Here is an 18,298-nt window from a genome sequence, read left to right on the forward strand (position 1 = left end):
GTGGCGGCCCGCGCACCGTCCCACCGTCACCTGGTGTAACAGTCTTCATATGATCTGTAGACGAGATGCTCATACGAGCGGCGGGTGCGGAGTGCGGGGCCGGGGAGTCCGGGCCGCCGTGGTGGTCCTGCTCGCCGCGGCCGCGCTGGGTACGCCCACCGCGGCCGCCGCCTCGCCGTTGGTCCCCCAGCGCACCGACTGGGACGCCATCGCCGCGTGCGAGTCCGGCGGCAACTGGAAGGCCAACACCGGCAACGGCTACTACGGCGGCCTGCAGTTCGCCCGGTCCAGCTGGATCGCGGCGGGCGGCCTCGAGTACGCCCCGCGCGCGGACCTGGCCTCCCGCGCCGAGCAGATCGCGGTGGCCAAGCGCCTGGCCCGCCTCCAGGGAATGTCGGCCTGGGGCTGCGCCTGATGTTCCCGCCGTCCCGGCCGGGGCAGACGTAGTGGTGTGAGCCGCCCGGCCGCGGTAGGCGAAGGAGGGCCGGCAGCCATGAGACGTCTCCCCGGCCATCGCCTTCCCGACCCCCGCGCGCGGATCGGCGACATGATCTTCTCCAGGGTCGCGGGACCGGAGGGGCCGGGCAACCGGGCCCGCATCCACGACACGCCGGGACCGCGTTGGTTCGGTCCCGAGCGGCCGGTCAGGCGGGTCCACGGGGACGCCGCCATGTTCATCGGGGGCCTGTCCGCCCTGCTGCTCCAGTCGCTGCATCCCCTGGCCATGGCCGCCGTGGCCGCGCACTCCGGGTTCCGCGGCGACCCCTGGGGGCGGCTCCAGCGCACCAGCACCTTCCTGGCCGTCACCACCTACGGGCCGGCCGACAGCGCCCAGGAGGCGTGCGAGCGGGTCCGGGCCGTGCACGACACCGTGCGCGGCACCACCGCCGAGGGCGAGGAGTACGCCGCCGCCGACCCGCACCTGCTGTGCTGGGTGCACGTCGCGGAGGTCGACAGCTTCCTGCGCGCCCACCAGAACTACGGCGCCCGCCCCCTGGACGAGGACGGCTGCGACGGGTACGTGGCCGACATGGCGCGCATCGCCACCGCGCTCGGGGTGCCCGACCCGCCCGTGGACCGCGCCGGACTCGCGGAGCGGCTGGCCGCCTACCGAGGTGAGCTGCGCGCGACCGCCGAGGCGCGGAGCACCGCGCGGTTCCTGCTGCTGAATCCGCCCGTGCCGCTGCTCGCCCGCCTCCCGTACGGGATCGTCGCCGCGAACGCGGTCGCGCTGCTGCCGCGCTGGGCCTCACGCGCCCTGTGGCTGCCGCGCGTCCCGCCGGCGGAGAGCGTGTGCGTACGGCCGCTCGGCACGGCCGTGACCGCGGGCATCCGCTGGGCGATGACCCCGCCGCGCGACACCGGGTGACGCCGGCGGCCCGCTGCCGCCCGGCCGCTGCCGGGAACCGTCAGTCACCCGGCCCGGGGTCCGGCCGTACCGGCGTACGGATACCGGCCCGGGCCGCCTCCAGCTGGGCGGCGAACGCGATGCCGAGGAAGAGCGCCACGGCGGTGAGGTTCGCCCACAGCAGCAGCGCGATGAACGCGGTGAGCGGACCGTACACGGCGCCGAAGGCACCGCTGTGCCCCACGTACAGCGCGAGCAGCCAGGTCGCCGACACCCACAGCACCAGGTGGACCGCCGAGCCGAACGCCAGCCAGGTGTAGCCGGGCTGGACGCGGCGGGGCGACCAGCGCAGGATCACCGCCGACGCCACCCAGGCCAGCAGCAGCCCCGCCGGCACGTCCAGCACACCCCACCACCCGGTGCCGGCGGCCCGGTCGCCGAAGGTGCGGGCCACGGCGTCCCCGACGGCCTCGCCCGCGACGAGCACCAGGAACCCCAGCACCATCGGCAGCCCGGCCGTGAACGCGAGGACCAGGGCCCTGCCGTACTTGCGGGGGAAGGGACGGTCCCGCTCGATGCCGTAGATGCGGTTGGCGCCCCGCTCGATCTGGGCCATCGCCGAAGCGAGGTTCAGCACGGCGAACGCCAGGCCGAGCCACAGCGCGAGGGTGCTCCACGCGTCGCTGTCGGCGCTGCGCCGGGTCCCCTCGAACGCCTTCTCCACCACGTCGGCGCTCGCGCCCGGCACGATCCGGCCGAGCGTCAGCTCGACGACCCGGCCCACACCCTCCGTGTGCACCGACGTGGCGAGGCCGACGAGCACGATGGTAAACGGGACCAGGCCGATCACCACCTGGAAGGCCAGGGCCCGTGCGTTGGTGAAGCCGTCGGCGTAGCGGAACCGGGTGAAGGCGTCGGTCAGCAGCCGCACGCCGCCGTAACGGCGGAGCGCGGTGAGGGCTTCGTCGCCGGAGAGTTCTTCCCCGAGCATGTCCCGGGTCTGCGGGACGTGTACGGCGGTACCCACGGTGCGGCTGCTCCTCGGGTCGGGGCGGGCGGGGGGGCGGAGGTTCCTCCACCCCCGCGTATGCCCCGTGAACGAGCCGACAGCACGGACGGGACGACCTCGTACCCGCCCGGCGACGCCGTGTTGACCGGGGTCACCCGTGGGCGTGCACGTGAGCCCCGCCGGCCCGGCGCCCCGTTTTCCCCGGCCGGCGGATGGGCAGTCCACCCGGCGGGGGAGCCGAGGGGCGGTCCCGGACGTTCCGAACGCCGATACGTCCGGGGCCGCCCTCACGGAACCGCATGGCGGACACCGCTGGTCGCACGTCGGCCGGCCCCGGCAGTCGTGGCCCGGGACGCCGGTGCCGGTCCCGCCGACCGGACCGGGACCGCCCGGGGCCGCGCCAGGCCGTAGTGCTCGCGCAGCGTGGCGCCGTCGTACGCGGCGCGGAACAGTCCCCGGGAGCGCAGGATCGGCACCACCTCGTCGGCGAAGAGGTCGAAGCCGCCGGGCAGCCAGGGCGGCATGACGTTGAAGCCGTCCGCCGCCCCCTGCTCGAACCACTCCTGGATCCGGTCGGCGACCTGCTCGGGCGTACCGGCCACGACCTGGTGGCCGCGCGCCCCCGCGAGCCGGCGCAACAGCTGCCGGACCGTGGGCTGTTCGCGGTCGATGATGTCCAGGACCAGCTGGAAGCGGCTGCCGTTGCCGCGTTCGCCCCGGGTCTCGATGAGCCGGCGGGGCACCGGCCCGTCCAGTTCCTCGACGCTCAGCTCCAGCCCCAGCAGGCGGTGGAGCAGCTGGAGCGAGTACGCGGGCTGGGTGAGTTCGTCGAACTCCTCGTGCAGCGCGCGTGCCTCCGCCTCGGTCGAGCCGATGAACGGGCTGATGCCGGGCAGGACGAGCAGCCGCTCCGGATCGCGGCCGAGCGCCGCGGCCCGCGCCTTGAGGTCGGTGTAGAAGTCCTGGGCACCGCGGAGCGTCTGGTGCGCGGTGAACACGGCCTCGGCGTACGCGGCGGCGAAGGCGCGGCCGTCCTCGGAGGAGCCGGCCTGGACGTGCACGGGGCGGCCCTGGGGCGAGCGAGGCAGGTTGAGCGGGCCGCGCACCTTCAGGTGGCGGCCCACGTGGTCGATCTCGTGGATGCGGTCGGTGTCGGCGAAGAGGCCGGTGCGCTGGTCGGCGACCAGCGCCTCGTCCTCCCAGCTGTCCCACAGCTTCGTCACGACGTCGACGAACTCCCGTGCCCGGTCGTACCGTTCGGCGTGCACCGGGTGTTCGTCGAGGCCGAAGTTCCCGGCGGCCTGCGGGGCACCGGTCGTGACGATGTTCCAGCCGGCCCGGCCGCCGCTGAGGTGGTCCAGGGACGAGAAGAGACGGGCCAGGTTGTACGGCTCGGTGTAGGTGGTCGAGGCGGTGGCGATCAGGCCGATGCGTTCGGTGGCCGCGGCGATCGCCGACAGCCAGGTGAACGGTTCGAGGCGGAAGCGGCTGGCGTAGCGGACGTTGTCCGCCAGTGACGGGCCGTCGGCGAAGAACACGGCGTCGAAGGCGGCCCGTTCGGCCCGGCGCGCGAGGTCCTGGTAGAAGCGGATGTCCAGGATCCGGTCCGGGTCGGTGCCGTGGTGGCGCCAGGCGGCCTCGTGGTGGCCGCCCGGGTAGACGAACAGGTTCAGGTGCAGCGTCCGGGTGCTCATGCCGCCCTCTCCTCCCCGGCGTCACCGACGACGCTCCCGGTGCCGGTGTCGTCGACGCCCTCGCCGTTCTCGGTGGTGTCCACGCCCAGCCGGGCGAGCAGCCGGCCGCGCAGGGCGGCGTACTCGGGGCCGGCGTGGCGGCGCGGTGCCGACAGCTCCACGGGAACGTCGGCCGCGATCGCGCCCCGGTCCAGCACCACCACCCGGTCCGCGAGGGCGATGGCCTCGTCCACGTCGTGGGTGACGAGGAGCACGGCGGGCCGGTGCCGCTCGCACAGCCGCCGCAGCAGGGCGTGCATCCGGATTCGGGTCAGGGCGTCCAGGGCGCCGAACGGCTCGTCCGCCAGGAGCAGGCGCGGCTCCCTGACGAGGGACCTCGCGAGGGAGACCCGCTGCTGCTCGCCGCCGGACAGCTCCACCGGCCAGGCGTGTTCGCGACCGGCGAGTCCGACCTCGGCGAGGGCGGCCCGGCCCCGTTCCCGGGCCTCGGGACCGTCCAGGCCCAGGACGACGTTGTCGAGCAGCCGCTTCCAGGGCAGCAGCCGCGCGTCCTGGAAGACGACGGACACGTCGTCGGGGGCGGTCAGGACGCCGCTGCCCGCCACCTCGTGGTCGAGCCCGGCGAGTGCCCGCAGCAGCGTGCTCTTGCCGGAGCCGCTGCGCCCGAGCAGGGCCACGAACTCGCCCGGGGCGAGGGACAGGTCGAGCCCGTCGAGCACCCTGCGCTCGCCGAAGGAGCGCACCAGGTTCTCGATGCGGACCGCCGTGCGGTCCCCGGTGGTGTTCAGCCCGCCAGCGTGCGCCGCCATGACAGGGCCCTCCTCTCCACGAGGCGTACGAGGGCGTCGGAGACGAGGCCGAGCAGGCCGTACACGACGAGACCGACGATGATGACGTCGGTCTGCCCGTAGGTCCGCGCTAGCTCCATCATGTAGCCGATGCCACTGGTGGCGTTGACCTGCTCCACGACGACCAGGGCGAGCCAGGCGCCGGTCACCGCGAAGCGCATGCCGAGCAGGAAGCCGGGCAGGGCGCCGGGGAGCACCACGTGCCGGACGAAGGCGAGCCGGCCCAGGCGCACGGTCTCGGCGAGTTCGGCGTAGCGGTTGTCGATGGCGCGCAGTCCGTTGTGCGTGTGGATGTAGACCGGCACGAACACCCCGAGGGCGATCGTGATCACCTTCATCGTCTCGCCGATGCCGAACCAGAGGATCAGCAGGGGTATCAGCGCCAGCGAGGGGATGGCCCGCTTGATCTGCACGGGGCCGTCGATCACCGCCTCACCGAGCCGGCTGAGCCCGGAGAGCAGGGCCAGGAGCAGCCCCGCCGCGACGCCGGACAGGAGTCCCAGAACGGCGCGTTGCGCGGAGGTCGCGAGGTGGGACTGGAGCTTGCCGCTCTCGATCAGGTCGCCCGCGGTGCCCGCGATGGTCCACGGGGCGGGCAGGCTGCGGACGTCGACGAGGCCGAGTCCGGTGCCGGCCGCCCACAGCGCGAGCAGCAGCACCGGGCCGATCGCCCAGCCGTACGGGACGGGCCTGCCGGGTCCCAGGCGGGTGCGGCGCGCCCGGCGGGGGCGGGCCGGGGCCGCGGGGGCCTGGCCCGCCGGTGGCGCCTGCCGGTCGAAGGCCGTGGTGCTCATGGTGTCCTCCCCGCGCCGGCGACGGCCGCGGCGGCCACCGGCTCGTAGCGGCGGTCGAAGAGCAGGTCCGCCTCGAACGGCTCGCGGTCCTGTTCCCGGGCCAGCAGGTCGATGGTCTGCTGCTGCCGGCGGATGGCCTCGGTCCAGTCCGCGGGAAGGTCCGGGTGACCGGCGCGCTCGACGAGGTACTCACCGTCCTCGCGGCTGAGTCCCTGGTCCTCGACGTAATAGCCGGCGACCCATTCCTTCGGGTGCTTGTCGATCCAGACCTGCGCCCGCGCCCAGAATTTCACGAGTTCCCTGACGGCCGCCGATTTCTGTGCGTCGGCGACGGATTCGGTCAGCGCCCACAAATGCGCGGGATCGTCCCGCAGCCCGTGCCTGACGGTCGTGCCGCCGTCTTTTCCGTATCGGGCGAGATAGCGCTTGACGTTGACGTCGGCGATGGGGGCGGCGTCCACCTGCCGGTTTCCGAGAGCCGTCGGATAGACGTCTCCAGTGCTCGCGAGTTCGACGAGTTCGACGTCCTGTCGGGTGAGCCCGGCCTTTTCGAGAATGCGCAGGACCAGCGCGCCCTGGGCCTGCCCCGGGCTGTAGGCGATCTTCTTGCCCCGCAGGTCCGCGAGCGTGCGGACGCCGGCGCCGGGTGCGATGCCCAGCTCGTAGATGGGGTTCCTGATCGGGTCGGTGCGGTACTTCGCCGCGACGAGCTTGGTGTCGAGCCCCGTCCAGTGCGCGTTGATCGACGGGATGTCCGCGGCCGAGCAGACGTCCAGCGCGTTCGCCCGGAAGGCCTCCGAGCACTGGGGACCGCCGCTGATGTTGGCCCACTTCACCGTGAAGGGAAGGTCGTCGATCTGCCCGGACAGTTCCAGGGCGACCTTGAGGTCGGGCGCTCCGACCGTGAGCGTGGTGGCGCGGGAGACCGCGGCCGGGATCTTCTCGCCGGACACGTCCTCGCTGCTCGCGGTGGACTGCGGCGGGGCCACGCAGGACGTGAGCGCGAGAGAGGAGGCGAACGCGGCCAGGACGGGAACGCGCCGGAATCCGGGCATGGGTGGGCGAGTGGTGCGTGGGGTCATGACGGCCTTCACGGGATACGGGAGCAAGGGCAGTGGGACGGTGGAGTTCAGCTACGTGTTCAGCTACACACCGCGGTGGCGACGCGCATCAGATCGATGGCCCGCCTTTTCTTGAACTGCCGGGATTTCCGCATGCCGTGGACGCTAACGGCGGGTCATAAAGGGGTCAAGGTCCGTCGGCCCGCTCGGCCGTGGCCGCAATGACGCATTGGTGGAGGTGTCACGTTCCGGAAACACGTCATGCTCCCGAAACGGGGAGCACACCTCCGGTGCCGTGCTCAACCGCGGCCGGGGCGCGCCGAGTAGGCCGACCAGCGGCCGTCGCGCCTCGCCACCGTGATGTCACGGCCGAAGCAGGTGGTCAGGAGGGGACCGGTCAGGACGTCGTCCACCGGCCCGCGCGCCAGGGCCCGGCCCTCCCGCAGCAGCAGGGCGTGACCGACGGCGGGGAACAGCTCCTCCAGGTGGTGGGTGACCGTCACGGTGGCCAACCCCGGCCGACCCTTCGCCAGATGGTGCATGGCCTCGACGAGATCCTCACGGGAGGGGAGGTCCAGGGCGTTGAACGGCTCGTCGAGCAGGAGCAGGGCCGGATCGGCCATCAGCGCCCTGGCGATGAGGACACGGGCCCGCTGCCCGCCGGAGCAGACGCCGTACGGCCGGTCGGCCAGTTCCTTGACACCGAGTTCGGTCAGCAGTTCGTGGGCACGGAGCCGGACCTGATCGTCGTACGTCCGCCACAGGGGCTGCACGGTGCCGCTGTGGCCGGTGAGGACGACCGCGTGGGCGGTGAGGTCCTGCGGAACCCGCTGGGCGGACGTGACGTGGCCGATGCGCGTCCGCAGCTCACGGACGTCCACCCGGCCGAGCAGGCTGCCGAGGACCTCGACCGTGCCGGTCGTGGGGTGCATGAGCGCGCCGAGCAGGCGCAGCAGGGTGGTCTTGCCGGCGCCGTTGGCCCCGAGCAGGGCCCAGTGCTCTCCCGGGCGGACCGTCCAGTCGACGCCGTCGAGGATGACCTGGTCCGTCGTGTGGCGCCGGACGCTCACGTCCCGCAGCCGCAGGACGGCCGCCTCGTGTGCGTGCGCCGGGGACGGGGCTGCCTGTCCGGCCATACCGGGACTCCTTCGCGCGGGACGCCGATCGGTTCGGCCGACGATAGATGCATCCACCACGCGGCTGCCGGGCCGTCCGGTTACTGGACGGCCCGGCCCGGTTCGGCCCGTTTCAGCCCGGTTCCGTTCCGGGGGAGGGGCGGGGTCAGACGCCCGCGACCGACTGGATCCAGGAACGGTAGGCGGTCACGTTCGTGTACGCCGTGGTGGTCTGGCGGTCGCTGGTCGACGCGACGCCGACCTGCACGCCGCCCGCCATCATCGGGCCGCCGGAGTCGCCGCCCGCGGTGATGCCGGTGACGGCGCGGGCGCAGATCGCCGAGCCGTTGTAGGCGTCGCGGCAGCCCTGGGTGACACTGACGTCGGCGACCTTCAGGTACCGGGACTGGCAGTTGATCTCCGAACCGCACCGTGAGGTGGCTCCCCAGCCGTAGACCTGCACGGTCTGGCCGACCCGCACCGTGCCGGGCTGCCCGAGCCGCGCGTACGAGGCGGAGACGGAGCGGTCGAGCCGGACCAGCGCGAGGTCCGACGAGGAGTGGGTGACGGTCTGGACGCCCTGGGCCACCGTGCCGCCGGACTGCTGGTCCAGGCTGCCGACGCGGAAGGAGAGCCCGCCGCCGCTCACGCAGTGCCTGGCGGTGAGGATCCAGGTGGGGGAGATGATGGTCGCGGAGCAGGTCTGGGTTCCGTTGGAGAACAGCCGGGCGGCCCACGGGGCGTTCTGCGCGTAGCCGCCGCCGATGATCGGCTGGGGGCCGCCGTCACCGGGGCGGGGCTCGGCCGCGGACGCGGTCGGCGCCAGCGCGAGGGCCGACAGCAGGGCCGCCAGGAGCGCGGCCAACAGGGTGGGGACGAGTCTGGGTATGCGCAAGGCTCCTCGATTCCGACGACACGCGCGGGGACCGCGTGTTGATGGGTGGGGGCGCTCAGGATGTCCGGCGCGGACCCGGGGCCACCAATCCCGGCTGCGCATAACACGCCGTTATGCCCCGCCCCGGGGCCGGCCCGGGCGGCCCCGGACCGGCCCGGCACGAGGTTCAGCCGGCCGCGACGGCCGGGGGCGCCTTCCTGTCGCGCACGGTCATCAGCAGGGTCCGGGGCCGTACGGTCGCGGCGGCGACGGGCCGTACCGTCTGGCCCGGGGCGAGTTCCAGGCGCACCCGCCGGACGACGGTGGCGAGCGCGGTGACGAGTTCGGTGAGGGCGAACCGGTCACCGATGCACTTGTGCCTGCCCGCGCCGAACGGCAGGAACGCGTGCGAGGGACGGGGCCGGTCGCTGTCCAGCCAGCGGTCCGGGTCGAACCGCAGGGGGTCCGGGAACAGTTCGGGGTCGCGGTGCAGGGCGTGCTGGCAGTAGGCGAGTTCGGTCCCGGCGGGAATCGTCCAGGGGCCGAGCCGGGTCTCGGTGACGGTGCGGCGGGTGACGAGCCAGCCGGTGTGGTGAAGGCGCAGGGTCTCGTCGACGACCCGCCCGAGGTACGGCAGCCTAGCGAGGTCGTCGAACCCGACCGGCCGGTCGCCGAGCACGTCGTCGAGTTCGTCGAGCACCCGGGCCTCGACCTGGGGGTCGCGGGCGAGTTCGTACAGGACCCAGGACAGCACCGAGGCGGTGGTCTCGGTGCCGGCCACGGCGAGGGTGAGGATCTCGGAGGAGATCTGGTGCCCGGTCAGCGGCCGGCCGGTCTCCTCGTCGGTGGTGCGCAGCAGCAGGGACAGCATGTCGCCGGTGTCGTGTCCGGAGACACGCAGGTCGGTGACGGCCCGGTCGACGGTGGCGCGGACGGCGTCGCGTGCCGCGGTGAAGCGGCGGTTGGCGGGCAGCGGCAGTCGCTCGATCCAGTCGGGCAGCATGACGCGGGCGCCGACGCCGTTCATCACGACCGACAGGTCCGCGCGCAGCCGGCGGAAGGCTGCCTCGTCGAGGCTGCCCGAGAACACGGTCTTGGCCAGCATGTTCAGGCTGAGCCCGACCATCGCCTCGCGCACGTCGAGCCGTCGGCCCGGGACCCACCCGTCGACGGCGGCCTCGGTCTCCTCGCGCATGGTGTCGACGTAGCGGGCGATCCGCTCGCGGGCGAAGGCCGGCTGGAGCTGACGTCGTCTGCGGACGTGGACCTGACCGGCGGCGGTGACGACGGAGTCGCCCAGCAACTGGCCCATCTTCTCGAAGAACCGGCCCTTGTCGAGGCTCGGTCCGAGGTCGGTCAGCATGGTGTGGACGAGGCCGGGGTCCTGCACGACGAGGGTGCGGGTGCCGGGCTGGAGGGTGATCTCGACGATCGGTCCGTAGGCGGTGCGCAAGGAGGCGATGAAGCCGAGGTTGTCGCGCAGGAGCCGTATCGCGTGACCCAGCAGCGGCAGCGAGCCCGCTGCCCTGGGTATGGGGGGAGGCGCTACGAGCGTCATTGGGGGGCGTCCCTTCGAGTCGGTCGCGGGCGCCTCCATGGCTTCCCTGACCGCTCCCGGGCCCAATCCGCGCGGGGGCGTGGTGATCACCACGTGGCCTGCCCGCGCGGACGGGGCGTGAAAGGACAAGTGATGGGGCAGGTTCCACTTTTGACCGGACCGGACCGGACCGGGCCGGACCGGACCGGACCGGACCAGAACCGAACTGGACCAGAACCGAACTGGACCGGACCGGGCCTCGCGCGGCCCCGGGGTCCGGCCGGCTCAGCGGAGCAGCAGCTGCACCAGGGCGACGGTGCCGACCGTCACGACCAGGCCCCGCAGGACCACGGGGCTGAAGCGGCGGCCCACCTTGGCTCCGGCGTAGCCGCCGAGGGCCGAGCCGCCCGCGATGAGCGCGACCGCCGTCCAGTCGAAGTCCGCGGCGAAGAGGAAGAAGAGCGCCGCGACCGTGTTGACGCCGGCGGCGAGGACGTTCTTGACCGCGTTGAGGCGTTGCAGGGGCTCGTCGAGCAGCATGCCCATCAGCGACAGGTAGATGATCCCCTGGGCGGCGGTGAAGTAGCCGCCGTAGACACTGGCGAGGGTGAGCCCGGTGAACAGCAGCGGGCCGCCGTCACGGCGCGGGGAGGACCCGGTGCGTTCCCGGCGGCGCTGCACCCACCGGCCGATCTGCGGCTGGAGGGCGACCAGGACCAGGGCCAGGCCCACCAGGACCGGCACGATCGTCTCGAACGCGTCGGCCGGCAGGGACAGCAGGAGCGTGGCACCCGCGAGGCCGCCCAGCAGCGCGCCGGCGCTCAGTTTCAGGACGCGCCGGCCCTGGCCGCTCAGTTCCTTCCGGTAGCCGATCGCCCCGCTGATGGAGCCGGGGATGAGGCCGAGCCCGTTGGAGACCGTGGCGGTGACGGGCGGCAGTCCCGTGGCCAGCAGCACGGGAAACGTGATCAGTGTCCCGGAGCCGACGACGCTGTTGATGGCGCCGGCTCCGACGCCCGCCGTGAACACCGCGGCCATGGCCTCCGGAGTCATGCCGTGCCGCCCCGCGCGGGCCGCGCGTCCGGCCGAAGGCTGTCGTGTGGATCTTTCACGGGGCCGACTGTACCCACCGTTCACAACGAGCCCGGGGCCGGTCCCCAACCGGTCCTGAACGAACGCTTCTTGACGTGAATTCACCTGATCATGCGGTGATACGATCACCGCGTTTGCGGAGCGGGCGGATGGGTGAAAGACGGCATCCCCGACTTCAGGGACAGCCCGGGCACCCCCGACACGGGCCGTCCACCGGGCCGCCCGCGTAGACGGGAATCCAGCACGCCGGCCTTCAGTCGCCTGAAGAGAGTCTTATGACGGAATACACAGGGAACCCATTGCTCTGGGTCCTGCTCGTCGCCCTCGTCGCCGCCGCCGCGCTCATCGGCCGCCAGCGCAGGGCGGCCCGGGCGTTGCGGCAGGAGGTCCAGGGGCTCCGGGACCACTACACGGAGCTGGAGAACGATTACGGGAAGTCCGTGCGAGCGGCTCAGGAACGGGCCGAGGACGAGACCAAGACCGTCCTGAAGTCGGCCATGCGCACCCTTCAGGGCCTCGCCGCCGAACAGCAGCTGGTCCTGACCCGGCTGCAGACCAAGTACGGTGACTCGGCCCTCCTCCAGGACCTGCTGGAGATCGACCACACCAACTCGCAGTTCGGCCGGCGCGCGCAGTCCATCGCGGTCCTGTGCGACGGCTGGCTGGGCGGCCGGCGCGACACCGCCTCGGTGTACGACGTGGTCCGCAGCGCCCAGGGCCGCATCCGGCACTTCCGCCGCGTGGAGATCCTCTCCCAGGTCGACTTCGGCATCACCAGCCGGGCCGTCGAACCCGTCGCCCTGGCCCTCGCCGAGCTGCTCGACAACGCCACCAGCTACTCCAGCCCGGACACCGTCGTAGAGATCAACATCCGGACCGTGCCCAAGGGCATCTGCGTCGTCGTCGACGACGCCGGTGTCGGCATGAGCGACGAGGAGCGCGCCCGCGCCGACAAGCTCCTCGTCACCGAGCGGGCCACGGGCGTGGCCGGGCTCGGGAACCCGCCGCAGTTCGGCTTCGCGGTCATCGGCCTGCTGTGCGAGCGCTTCGGCTTCGAGGTGTCGGTGGACTCCTCCTCACCCTACGGAGGCGTGCGCGCGGTGGTCCTGCTGCCGCACGAACTGCTCACCGCCATGCCGGAGAAGAAGACACCCGCCCCCACCACCCGAGGCACGGTCCGGCCGGGCCAGGACGGTGGACCGGAGAGCGCGCTCGCCCCCTCCGAGACCAGCGACGGCCTGCCCCGGCGGCGCCGCAAACGCCCCATGGCCATCGTGCCCGGCAGCGCCTCCACCCCGCGCCCCGCCGCCCGCACCGACTCCGAGCAGGCGCAGGTCATGGCCGCCTTCCAGCGGGGGACACAGACCGGCCGCGTCACCCGGCCGGGGGACACGGACCGGACGAGCAGAACACCTGGTGCAAGCAGAGAAGGACATGAGGACTCGTGAACGACGATCTGTCATGGATGCTCGACAGCGCCCTGGAGATTCCCGGGGCCCTGCACGCGGTCCTGATATCGGCCGACGGACTGCTGATGGCCCGGACGCAGGACTTCGACAAGGACGACGCGGACCGGGTCGCCGCCGCGATGAGCGGGGTGCAGTCGCTCAGCCGGACGCTCGCGTTCTTCTGTGAGGACCCCCACCAGGCGTGGCGGCAGACCCTGGTCGAGTTCGACGGCGGCTGGGTGTTCCTGATCTCGGCCGGCGAGGGTGCCTACCTCGGCGTCTCGGCCTCCCCGGACGTCGACATGGCGGACATCACCTTCCGGATGCAGCAGCTCGTGGCCCAGCTCGGCAAGCGGCTGACGACACCGCCGCGCGAGAACCTCGGCCCCAGCTCATGACCGGCCGCGACGGCTGGGAGCCGGAGGCCGCCGAATTAGTACGCCCGTACGTCATCACCAAGGGCCGCGGCCTGCCCGACGAGGACCATCTCTCCCTCATCACCCTGGTCACCGCGGCCGAGGGGGATGCCCGGCGGCCGGCACGGCTGTCCCCCGAGGAACAGAGCCTGCTGGACCTCTGTTCCGCCGGCTACCTCTCGGTCGCCGAGATCGCGGGGCACACCCACTTCCCGCTGGGCGTGGTGCGCATCCTGCTGGCCTCCCTCATGGAAGGCGGCCACCTCACGACCCGTCCGCCGGTGGCCCGCGCCCGCCTGGCCGACAAGGAGATCCTGGAGGAGGTGCTCAATGGGCTCCGCGCCAAGTTTGGGTGAACGGGACTACGTACGCGGCGGGGCGACCCAGACCGCGGTGAAGATCCTCGTCGTCGGGCACTTCGCGGTGGGCAAGACCACCCTCATCGGCTCCATCTCGGAGATCGAGCCGCTGTCCACCGAGGAGACGATGACGCAGGCCGCCGAGTCGGTCGACGACCTCAAGGGCGTCCAGGGCAAGACCACCACCACCGTCGCCATGGACTTCGGCCGCCTCACCATCAGCGAGCGCGTCGTGCTCTACCTCTTCGGCACCCCCGGCCAGCAGCGCTTCGTGCAGATGTGGGAGGACATGGCCCGCGGCGCGCTCGGCGCCCTGGTGCTGGTCGACCCCGAGCGGCTGGCGGACTCCTTCCCGGTCATCGACCTCATCGAGCACTACGGCCTCGACTACGCCATCGCCGTCAACCACTTCGACGGCGCGCCGCCGCGCGACGAACAGGCGCTGCGCGAGGCCCTCGACCTGCTCGACGACACCCCCGTCGTCACCTGCGACGCCCGTGACGAGAAGTCCTCGGCCGCCGCGCTGACCACCCTCGTCCGCTACCTGCTGGACCGCACCCGCTAGGAGCTGGGAGCACACATGAACGCCCACGACACCGCCCCGGTGCCCCCGCCGGGGTGCCCGGCCCACGGCTCCGGCGCCCGGGTGCCGCTGCACGGACCGGAGTTCGCCGCCGACCCCCAGGCCTACTACGAGTACCTGCGGCACTACGGCGCCGCCGCCCCCGTCGAGCTGGCCCCCGGCGTCGAGGCGACCCTGGTCACGGACTACGCGGCGGCCCTGCAACTCCTCCAGGACTCCGGCTCCTTCCGCAAGGACGCGCGTCGCTGGCGGGCCTTCAACGAGGGCAAGGTGGGCCCCGACAGCCCCGTCGCGCCGCTGCTCGCCTACCGGCCCAACTGCATGTTCGCCGACGGCGCCGACCACCTCAGGCTGCGGCAGGCGGTCACCGACAGCATGGCGCGGGTGGACACGCGCCGGCTGAGCCGCAGCACCGAGCAGATCTCCGGCTACCTCATCTCCCAGTTCGGCGGCCGCGGTTCGGCGGACCTGCTCGGCGACTACGCCCGGCAGCTCCCGCTGTTCGTGTTCAACGAACTCTTCGGCTGCCCCGCCGACATCGGCGACCGGGTGCTGTTCGGCATCTCCGGCATGTTCGACGGCGTCAACGCCGAGAAGGCCACCGCGGTGCTGTTCCAGGCGGTGGGCGAGCTGGTCGCGCTCAAGCGGAGCAAGCCCGGCGACGACGTCACCTCCTGGCTGATGAAGCACGAGGCGCGGCTCACCGACGAGGAGATGGTCCACCAGCTCGCCCTGCTGCTGGGTGCGGGCGCCGAGCCGCTGCGCAACCTCATCGGCAACACCCTGCACCGGCTCCTCACCCACGACCGGTACGCCCGCGAGGGCGGCCTGATCGACGAGGCCCTCGACGACACGTTGTGGGAGAACCCGCCGATGTCGAACTACGCGCCGCACTACCCGGCCACCGACACGGAACTCGCCGGACAGCACCTCCAGGCCGGCGACCTGGTCCTGGTCAGCTTCGCCGCGGCCAACACCGGACCGGCCCTCAGGGCCTCGCGCCAGGCCGGCAGCAACCGCGCGCACCTGGCCTGGAGCGCGGGGCCGCACGCCTGCCCGTCGAAGGAACCGGCCCGGCACATCACCGTCACCGCCATCGAGCACCTCTTCAACGAGCTGCCGGACGTCGAACTCGCCGTCCCCGAGGACAGCCTGACGTGGCGTCCGGGGCCCTTCAACCGGGCCCTGGCGACGCTGCCGGCCCGCTTCACCCCGACGCGGTCCGGGCGCCGGCAGGACCCGCGGCCGGACGCCACGGCGCCCGAGCGCGAGCCGGCGGGCGCGACCCGTCCGGCCGAACGCAGCGGCATGTGGAGCCAGTTCCTCAACTGGCTCACACGGTGACATGCGCAACACCCGCCCAACCAGGCCCTTCCGCATGAAGGTTCTACGGCACGGGTAGTGAGCAACGCGGCATTCAAGTTGCTTACGAGTAAAAGGAGGTGTCGTGGAGCACATATCCACGAACGCCGCTCTCCCGCCGCCGAAACCCCCGATACCCGCCCCGCCAGGCGGGTATCGCTCTGTGCGGCCCCGGTCGGGGACCGGCCGGTGACCGCCGTACCAAGGGGCGCCGGCCCACGGAGCGCGGCGACCCTCGGCGCCCTGACCAGCGGTCAGCTGCGAAGACTCGGCCCGGTCGCGGGCCTGTCGGCCACCGACACCGAGACCTACGCCGACGTGCTGACGGACTCCCTGGGCCCGGTGGCCGACCGGTCGCTGCACCTGCCGCCGCCCGCCCGCACCTTCCTGTCCGACGACCACACCCCGGTGGAGTTCTCCCTCTCCTTCCAGCCGGACGCGGCCCCCGCGCTGCGGGTGCTCCTGGAACCGGGCTGCGGCGCAGACAGCCTGGTTCGCAACGGCCGTGCCGGGCTGGAGACGATCCGGGCGATGGCGCGGCGCTGGCACTTCTCGACCGGCCCGCTCGACGCGGTCGAGGACCTGTTCCTGCCGGTCTCCCCGCACGGCCCGCTGGCCCTGTGGTGCGCGCTGGAACTGGGCCCCGGCGGCGTGCCCAAGGTCAAGGTCTACCTCAACCCGGCCGCGAACGGGCCGGAGCGTTCCGCCGCCACGGTGCGCGAGGCGCTGCACCGTCTGGGCCACCGGCGGGCCTTCGCCGGCCTGCCCGAGGGCAGCGCGTACCCCTTCCTCGCCCTGGACCTGGGTGACTGGGAGGAGCCCCGGGCCAAGGTGTACGTGCGCCACGACAACCTCACCGCGGCCCACGCGGGCCGGCTGTCCCGCATGGACCCGGGGCCGAGTGCCTCGACGATCGAGGGCTTCTTCCGCACGGTCGCGGGCATCGCCCCGGACGGGACGGGGCTCAGCAGGCGGCCCGGCCTGTCCTGCCACTCCTTCACCGACGCCGCCGCCGCGCGGCCCAGCGGTTTCACCCTGCACATCCCGGTCCGGGACTACGCGCGGCACGACGGGGAGGCCCTGGCGCGGGCGACGCGGGTGCTGCGCCGGTACGGCATGGACGCCTCGGCGCTCACCCGCGCGCTGGCCGCTCTCACCGACCGGCGGCCCGAGGACGGGGTGGGGCTGATCGCCTACCTGGCGCTGGCCCATCAGCAGGGCCGCCCGCCGCGGGTGACGGCGTACCTCTCCTCGGAGGCGTACGCGGTCCGGCCGCCGGCCGTGGCGGAGGTCCGCGAACCGGCCGCCGTGCGCTGAGCGCACCGCCCGCGGGGCTCCCGGTGCACGCGCCGGGAGCCCCGGTCACGGACGGGGCGTGGCCGCCGGACGCCGGTGACGGCGCCCGGCGCCCGGCGCCTCCTACACGGGCACGGACTCGCGGAACTCCGCCAGGTAGGGACCCACGTCGACCTGGATCGAGGCGCCCTGGGTGCGGCCGTAACGCTGGACGATGGAGGTGAGGTAGGCGCTGATCTCCTCGCGCATCTCGTCCGCCGCGGGCAGCGTGGCCTCGCCGTCGATGAGCCGCGCCACCCACCGCGCCTGGGCCTCCACCAGCCGGGTGATCGCGCCCACGGGCCGGACCAGCCCGACGAAGTACAGGCCAGGCCGGTCGGCCGGGACGACCCGCCGGTACAGCTCGACCGAACCGTCCGCCGCCACCGGGCAGCCGGCCGGCAGGAACGGGAAGGTCATGTGGAAGCCGGTGCAGTAGACGACCGCGTCCGCGGCCACCGAGGTGCCGTCGGTGAAGACGACCCGGTCGCCCTCGAAGGAGGCGATCGCCGGCTTCGGGGTCACCGCGCCGTGCCGGATGCGGCTCAGGATCTCGTCGGACAGGGTCACGGCCGAGGAGAAGAGCGGGTGGTCGGGCTCGGGCAGGCCGTAGTCCGCCAGCCTGCCGCGGGCGACGAGCAGGGCCTGCTCGGCCCACTGGCGCCGCTCGGCGAAGGACATCTCGTTCCACCAGGGCGCCTCGGCGATCTCGTCGAGCGACATGCCGAAGAGCTGCTTGGGGACGATGTGCAGGCCCCGCCGCACCGAGAGCACGGTCTGCTCGGCATTCCGCGAGAGATCCGCGGCGATGTCCACCGCCGACGCGCCGAGACCCACCACGACGACGCGCCGGCCGGCGAAGTCACCGCCCGTTCGGTAGTCGAGGGAGTGGAGGATCGACCCGGTGAAGGAGTCGGCGCCCGTCGGGAGCGGGTCCGGCAGCGCGGGGTCGGTGTGGTGGCCCGAGGCGACGACCACCCGCTCGAACCGCCGCGACGCCCGCACTCCCGCCGCGTCCCGGCTGACGACCGTCCACAGGCCGTCCGCGTCCCGCGTCACCGACAGCACCTCGGTGCGCGGCTCCACGTGGTCGCGTACGCCCGTCCAGTCGGCGAAGGACCGCAGATACGCGGCGACCTGGCTGTGCCGGGGATAGAGCGGGTAGGACTCCGGCATCGGGAAGTCCGCGTAACCGGTCAGCTGCTTGGCGGTGTTGAGGTGCAGCGACTCGTATCCCGGGCCCCGCTCGCCGGCCTCCGGCTGGCGCCAGATCCCGCCGACGTCGGGCGCCTTCTCCAGACAGACGAAGCCGATGCCACGCTGCTTCAGGGCATGGGCCACCGCCAGCCCCGACAGACCGGCACCGATCACACACACACGCACGGGATTTCCCCCCAGGACGGACTCAACCTCCCCCGATCAT

The 18,298-nt window shown here is 72.9% G+C and carries 18 protein-coding genes; 8 read left to right on the top strand and 10 right to left on the bottom strand.

Going from position 1 to position 18,298, the window contains the following annotated elements; all coding sequences use genetic code 11:
• The first annotated feature begins 121 nt into the window (after positions 1–121).
• Together ACFIF2_RS07300 and ACFIF2_RS07305 are read left to right on the top strand one after the other, a co-directional pair.
• Positions 122–415, top strand: coding sequence for a transglycosylase family protein (locus ACFIF2_RS07300; RefSeq protein ID WP_395571942.1), 294 nt, complete (start codon positions 122–124; stop codon positions 413–415).
• A 78-nt stretch (positions 416–493) separates the two neighbouring features.
• Positions 494–1,369 (top strand): oxygenase MpaB family protein, encoded by an 876-nt coding sequence (locus ACFIF2_RS07305; RefSeq protein WP_395571690.1) that lies wholly within the window; start codon positions 494–496, stop codon positions 1,367–1,369.
• Positions 1,370–1,409: 40 nt separating this feature from the next.
• On the opposite strand, the gene ACFIF2_RS07310 is transcribed toward ACFIF2_RS07305, so the two are convergent.
• The 9 genes from ACFIF2_RS07310 to ACFIF2_RS07350 form a co-directional block, all read right to left on the bottom strand.
• Positions 1,410–2,375, bottom strand: a complete 966-nt coding sequence (locus tag ACFIF2_RS07310) for a YihY/virulence factor BrkB family protein (RefSeq protein ID WP_395571691.1) — start codon at positions 2,373–2,375, stop codon at positions 1,410–1,412.
• Positions 2,376–2,644: 269 nt separating this feature from the next.
• Positions 2,645–4,051: an LLM class flavin-dependent oxidoreductase gene (locus tag ACFIF2_RS07315; protein ID WP_395571692.1), complete on the bottom strand. Its 1,407-nt coding sequence runs from the start codon at positions 4,049–4,051 to the stop codon at positions 2,645–2,647.
• Complete coding sequence (locus tag ACFIF2_RS07320; RefSeq protein WP_395571693.1) at positions 4,048–4,860, bottom strand: ABC transporter ATP-binding protein; 813 nt, start codon at positions 4,858–4,860, stop codon at positions 4,048–4,050. The genes ACFIF2_RS07315 and ACFIF2_RS07320 overlap by 4 nt, the downstream gene beginning before the upstream one ends.
• Complete coding sequence (locus tag ACFIF2_RS07325; RefSeq protein WP_395571694.1) at positions 4,836–5,693, bottom strand: ABC transporter permease; 858 nt, start codon at positions 5,691–5,693, stop codon at positions 4,836–4,838. The genes ACFIF2_RS07320 and ACFIF2_RS07325 overlap by 25 nt, the downstream gene beginning before the upstream one ends.
• Positions 5,690–6,748: an ABC transporter substrate-binding protein gene (locus tag ACFIF2_RS07330; RefSeq protein WP_395571695.1), complete on the bottom strand. Its 1,059-nt coding sequence runs from the start codon at positions 6,746–6,748 to the stop codon at positions 5,690–5,692. Before ACFIF2_RS07330 ends, ACFIF2_RS07325 begins: the two co-directional genes overlap by 4 nt.
• A 305-nt stretch (positions 6,749–7,053) precedes the next feature.
• Positions 7,054–7,890 carry an ABC transporter ATP-binding protein gene (locus tag ACFIF2_RS07335; RefSeq protein ID WP_395571696.1) on the bottom strand — a complete coding sequence of 279 codons (837 nt, stop codon included), beginning with the start codon at positions 7,888–7,890 and terminating at the stop codon, positions 7,054–7,056.
• A gap of 145 nt (positions 7,891–8,035) precedes the next feature.
• Positions 8,036–8,764 carry a S1 family peptidase gene (locus tag ACFIF2_RS07340; RefSeq protein WP_395571697.1) on the bottom strand — a complete coding sequence of 243 codons (729 nt, stop codon included), beginning with the start codon at positions 8,762–8,764 and terminating at the stop codon, positions 8,036–8,038.
• Between the two features lie 166 nt (positions 8,765–8,930).
• A complete protein-coding gene (locus ACFIF2_RS07345) occupies positions 8,931–10,301 on the bottom strand; it encodes a cytochrome P450 (RefSeq protein WP_395571698.1) in 1,371 nt (456 codons plus the stop codon).
• A 264-nt stretch (positions 10,302–10,565) separates the two neighbouring features.
• Positions 10,566–11,333 (bottom strand): sulfite exporter TauE/SafE family protein, encoded by a 768-nt coding sequence (locus tag ACFIF2_RS07350; protein WP_395571699.1) that lies wholly within the window; start codon positions 11,331–11,333, stop codon positions 10,566–10,568.
• Between the two features lie 314 nt (positions 11,334–11,647).
• Between ACFIF2_RS07350 and ACFIF2_RS07355 the strand changes: the two genes are divergently transcribed.
• The 6 genes from ACFIF2_RS07355 (at position 11,648) to ACFIF2_RS07380 (ending at position 16,857) form a co-directional block, all read left to right on the top strand.
• Positions 11,648–12,820 carry a sensor histidine kinase gene (locus ACFIF2_RS07355; RefSeq protein WP_395571700.1) on the top strand — a complete coding sequence of 391 codons (1,173 nt, stop codon included), beginning with the start codon at positions 11,648–11,650 and terminating at the stop codon, positions 12,818–12,820.
• A complete protein-coding gene (locus ACFIF2_RS07360) occupies positions 12,817–13,218 on the top strand; it encodes a roadblock/LC7 domain-containing protein (protein WP_395571701.1) in 402 nt (133 codons plus the stop codon). The genes ACFIF2_RS07355 and ACFIF2_RS07360 overlap by 4 nt, the downstream gene beginning before the upstream one ends.
• Positions 13,215–13,592: a DUF742 domain-containing protein gene (locus ACFIF2_RS07365; protein ID WP_395571702.1), complete on the top strand. Its 378-nt coding sequence runs from the start codon at positions 13,215–13,217 to the stop codon at positions 13,590–13,592. Before ACFIF2_RS07360 ends, ACFIF2_RS07365 begins: the two co-directional genes overlap by 4 nt.
• Complete coding sequence (locus ACFIF2_RS07370; RefSeq protein ID WP_395571703.1) at positions 13,567–14,160, top strand: GTP-binding protein; 594 nt, start codon at positions 13,567–13,569, stop codon at positions 14,158–14,160. Before ACFIF2_RS07365 ends, ACFIF2_RS07370 begins: the two co-directional genes overlap by 26 nt.
• A gap of 15 nt (positions 14,161–14,175) precedes the next feature.
• Positions 14,176–15,522, top strand: a complete 1,347-nt coding sequence (locus ACFIF2_RS07375; protein WP_395571704.1) for a cytochrome P450 — start codon at positions 14,176–14,178, stop codon at positions 15,520–15,522.
• Positions 15,523–15,729: 207 nt separating this feature from the next.
• Positions 15,730–16,857 carry a tryptophan dimethylallyltransferase family protein gene (locus ACFIF2_RS07380; protein WP_395571705.1) on the top strand — a complete coding sequence of 376 codons (1,128 nt, stop codon included), beginning with the start codon at positions 15,730–15,732 and terminating at the stop codon, positions 16,855–16,857.
• 102 nt (positions 16,858–16,959) lie between these two features.
• On the opposite strand, the gene ACFIF2_RS07385 is transcribed toward ACFIF2_RS07380, so the two are convergent.
• A complete protein-coding gene (locus ACFIF2_RS07385; protein WP_395571706.1) occupies positions 16,960–18,258 on the bottom strand; it encodes a flavin-containing monooxygenase in 1,299 nt (432 codons plus the stop codon).
• Between the last annotated feature and the right edge of the window lie 40 nt (positions 18,259–18,298).

Source organism: Streptomyces sp. BK79, assembly GCF_044142145.1.
Taxonomy (GTDB): domain Bacteria; phylum Actinomycetota; class Actinomycetes; order Streptomycetales; family Streptomycetaceae; genus Streptomyces.

Excerpts from the sequence above, each read along its gene's own strand:
- ACFIF2_RS07305 (WP_395571690.1), top strand. The coding sequence starts at position 494 with ATGAGACGTCTCCCCGGCCATCGCCTTCCCGACCCCCGCGCGCGGATC.
- ACFIF2_RS07315 (WP_395571692.1), bottom strand. The coding sequence starts at position 4,051 with ATGAGCACCCGGACGCTGCACCTGAACCTGTTCGTCTACCCGGGCGGC.
- ACFIF2_RS07320 (WP_395571693.1), bottom strand. The coding sequence starts at position 4,860 with ATGGCGGCGCACGCTGGCGGGCTGAACACCACCGGGGACCGCACGGCG.
- ACFIF2_RS07325 (WP_395571694.1), bottom strand. The coding sequence starts at position 5,693 with ATGAGCACCACGGCCTTCGACCGGCAGGCGCCACCGGCGGGCCAGGCC.
- ACFIF2_RS07330 (WP_395571695.1), bottom strand. The coding sequence starts at position 6,748 with ATGCCCGGATTCCGGCGCGTTCCCGTCCTGGCCGCGTTCGCCTCCTCT.
- ACFIF2_RS07335 (WP_395571696.1), bottom strand. The coding sequence starts at position 7,890 with ATGGCCGGACAGGCAGCCCCGTCCCCGGCGCACGCACACGAGGCGGCC.
- ACFIF2_RS07345 (WP_395571698.1), bottom strand. The coding sequence starts at position 10,301 with ATGACGCTCGTAGCGCCTCCCCCCATACCCAGGGCAGCGGGCTCGCTG.
- ACFIF2_RS07350 (WP_395571699.1), bottom strand. The coding sequence starts at position 11,333 with ATGACTCCGGAGGCCATGGCCGCGGTGTTCACGGCGGGCGTCGGAGCC.
- ACFIF2_RS07355 (WP_395571700.1), top strand. The coding sequence starts at position 11,648 with ATGACGGAATACACAGGGAACCCATTGCTCTGGGTCCTGCTCGTCGCC.
- ACFIF2_RS07365 (WP_395571702.1), top strand. The coding sequence starts at position 13,215 with ATGACCGGCCGCGACGGCTGGGAGCCGGAGGCCGCCGAATTAGTACGC.
- ACFIF2_RS07370 (WP_395571703.1), top strand. The coding sequence starts at position 13,567 with ATGGGCTCCGCGCCAAGTTTGGGTGAACGGGACTACGTACGCGGCGGG.
- ACFIF2_RS07375 (WP_395571704.1), top strand. The coding sequence starts at position 14,176 with ATGAACGCCCACGACACCGCCCCGGTGCCCCCGCCGGGGTGCCCGGCC.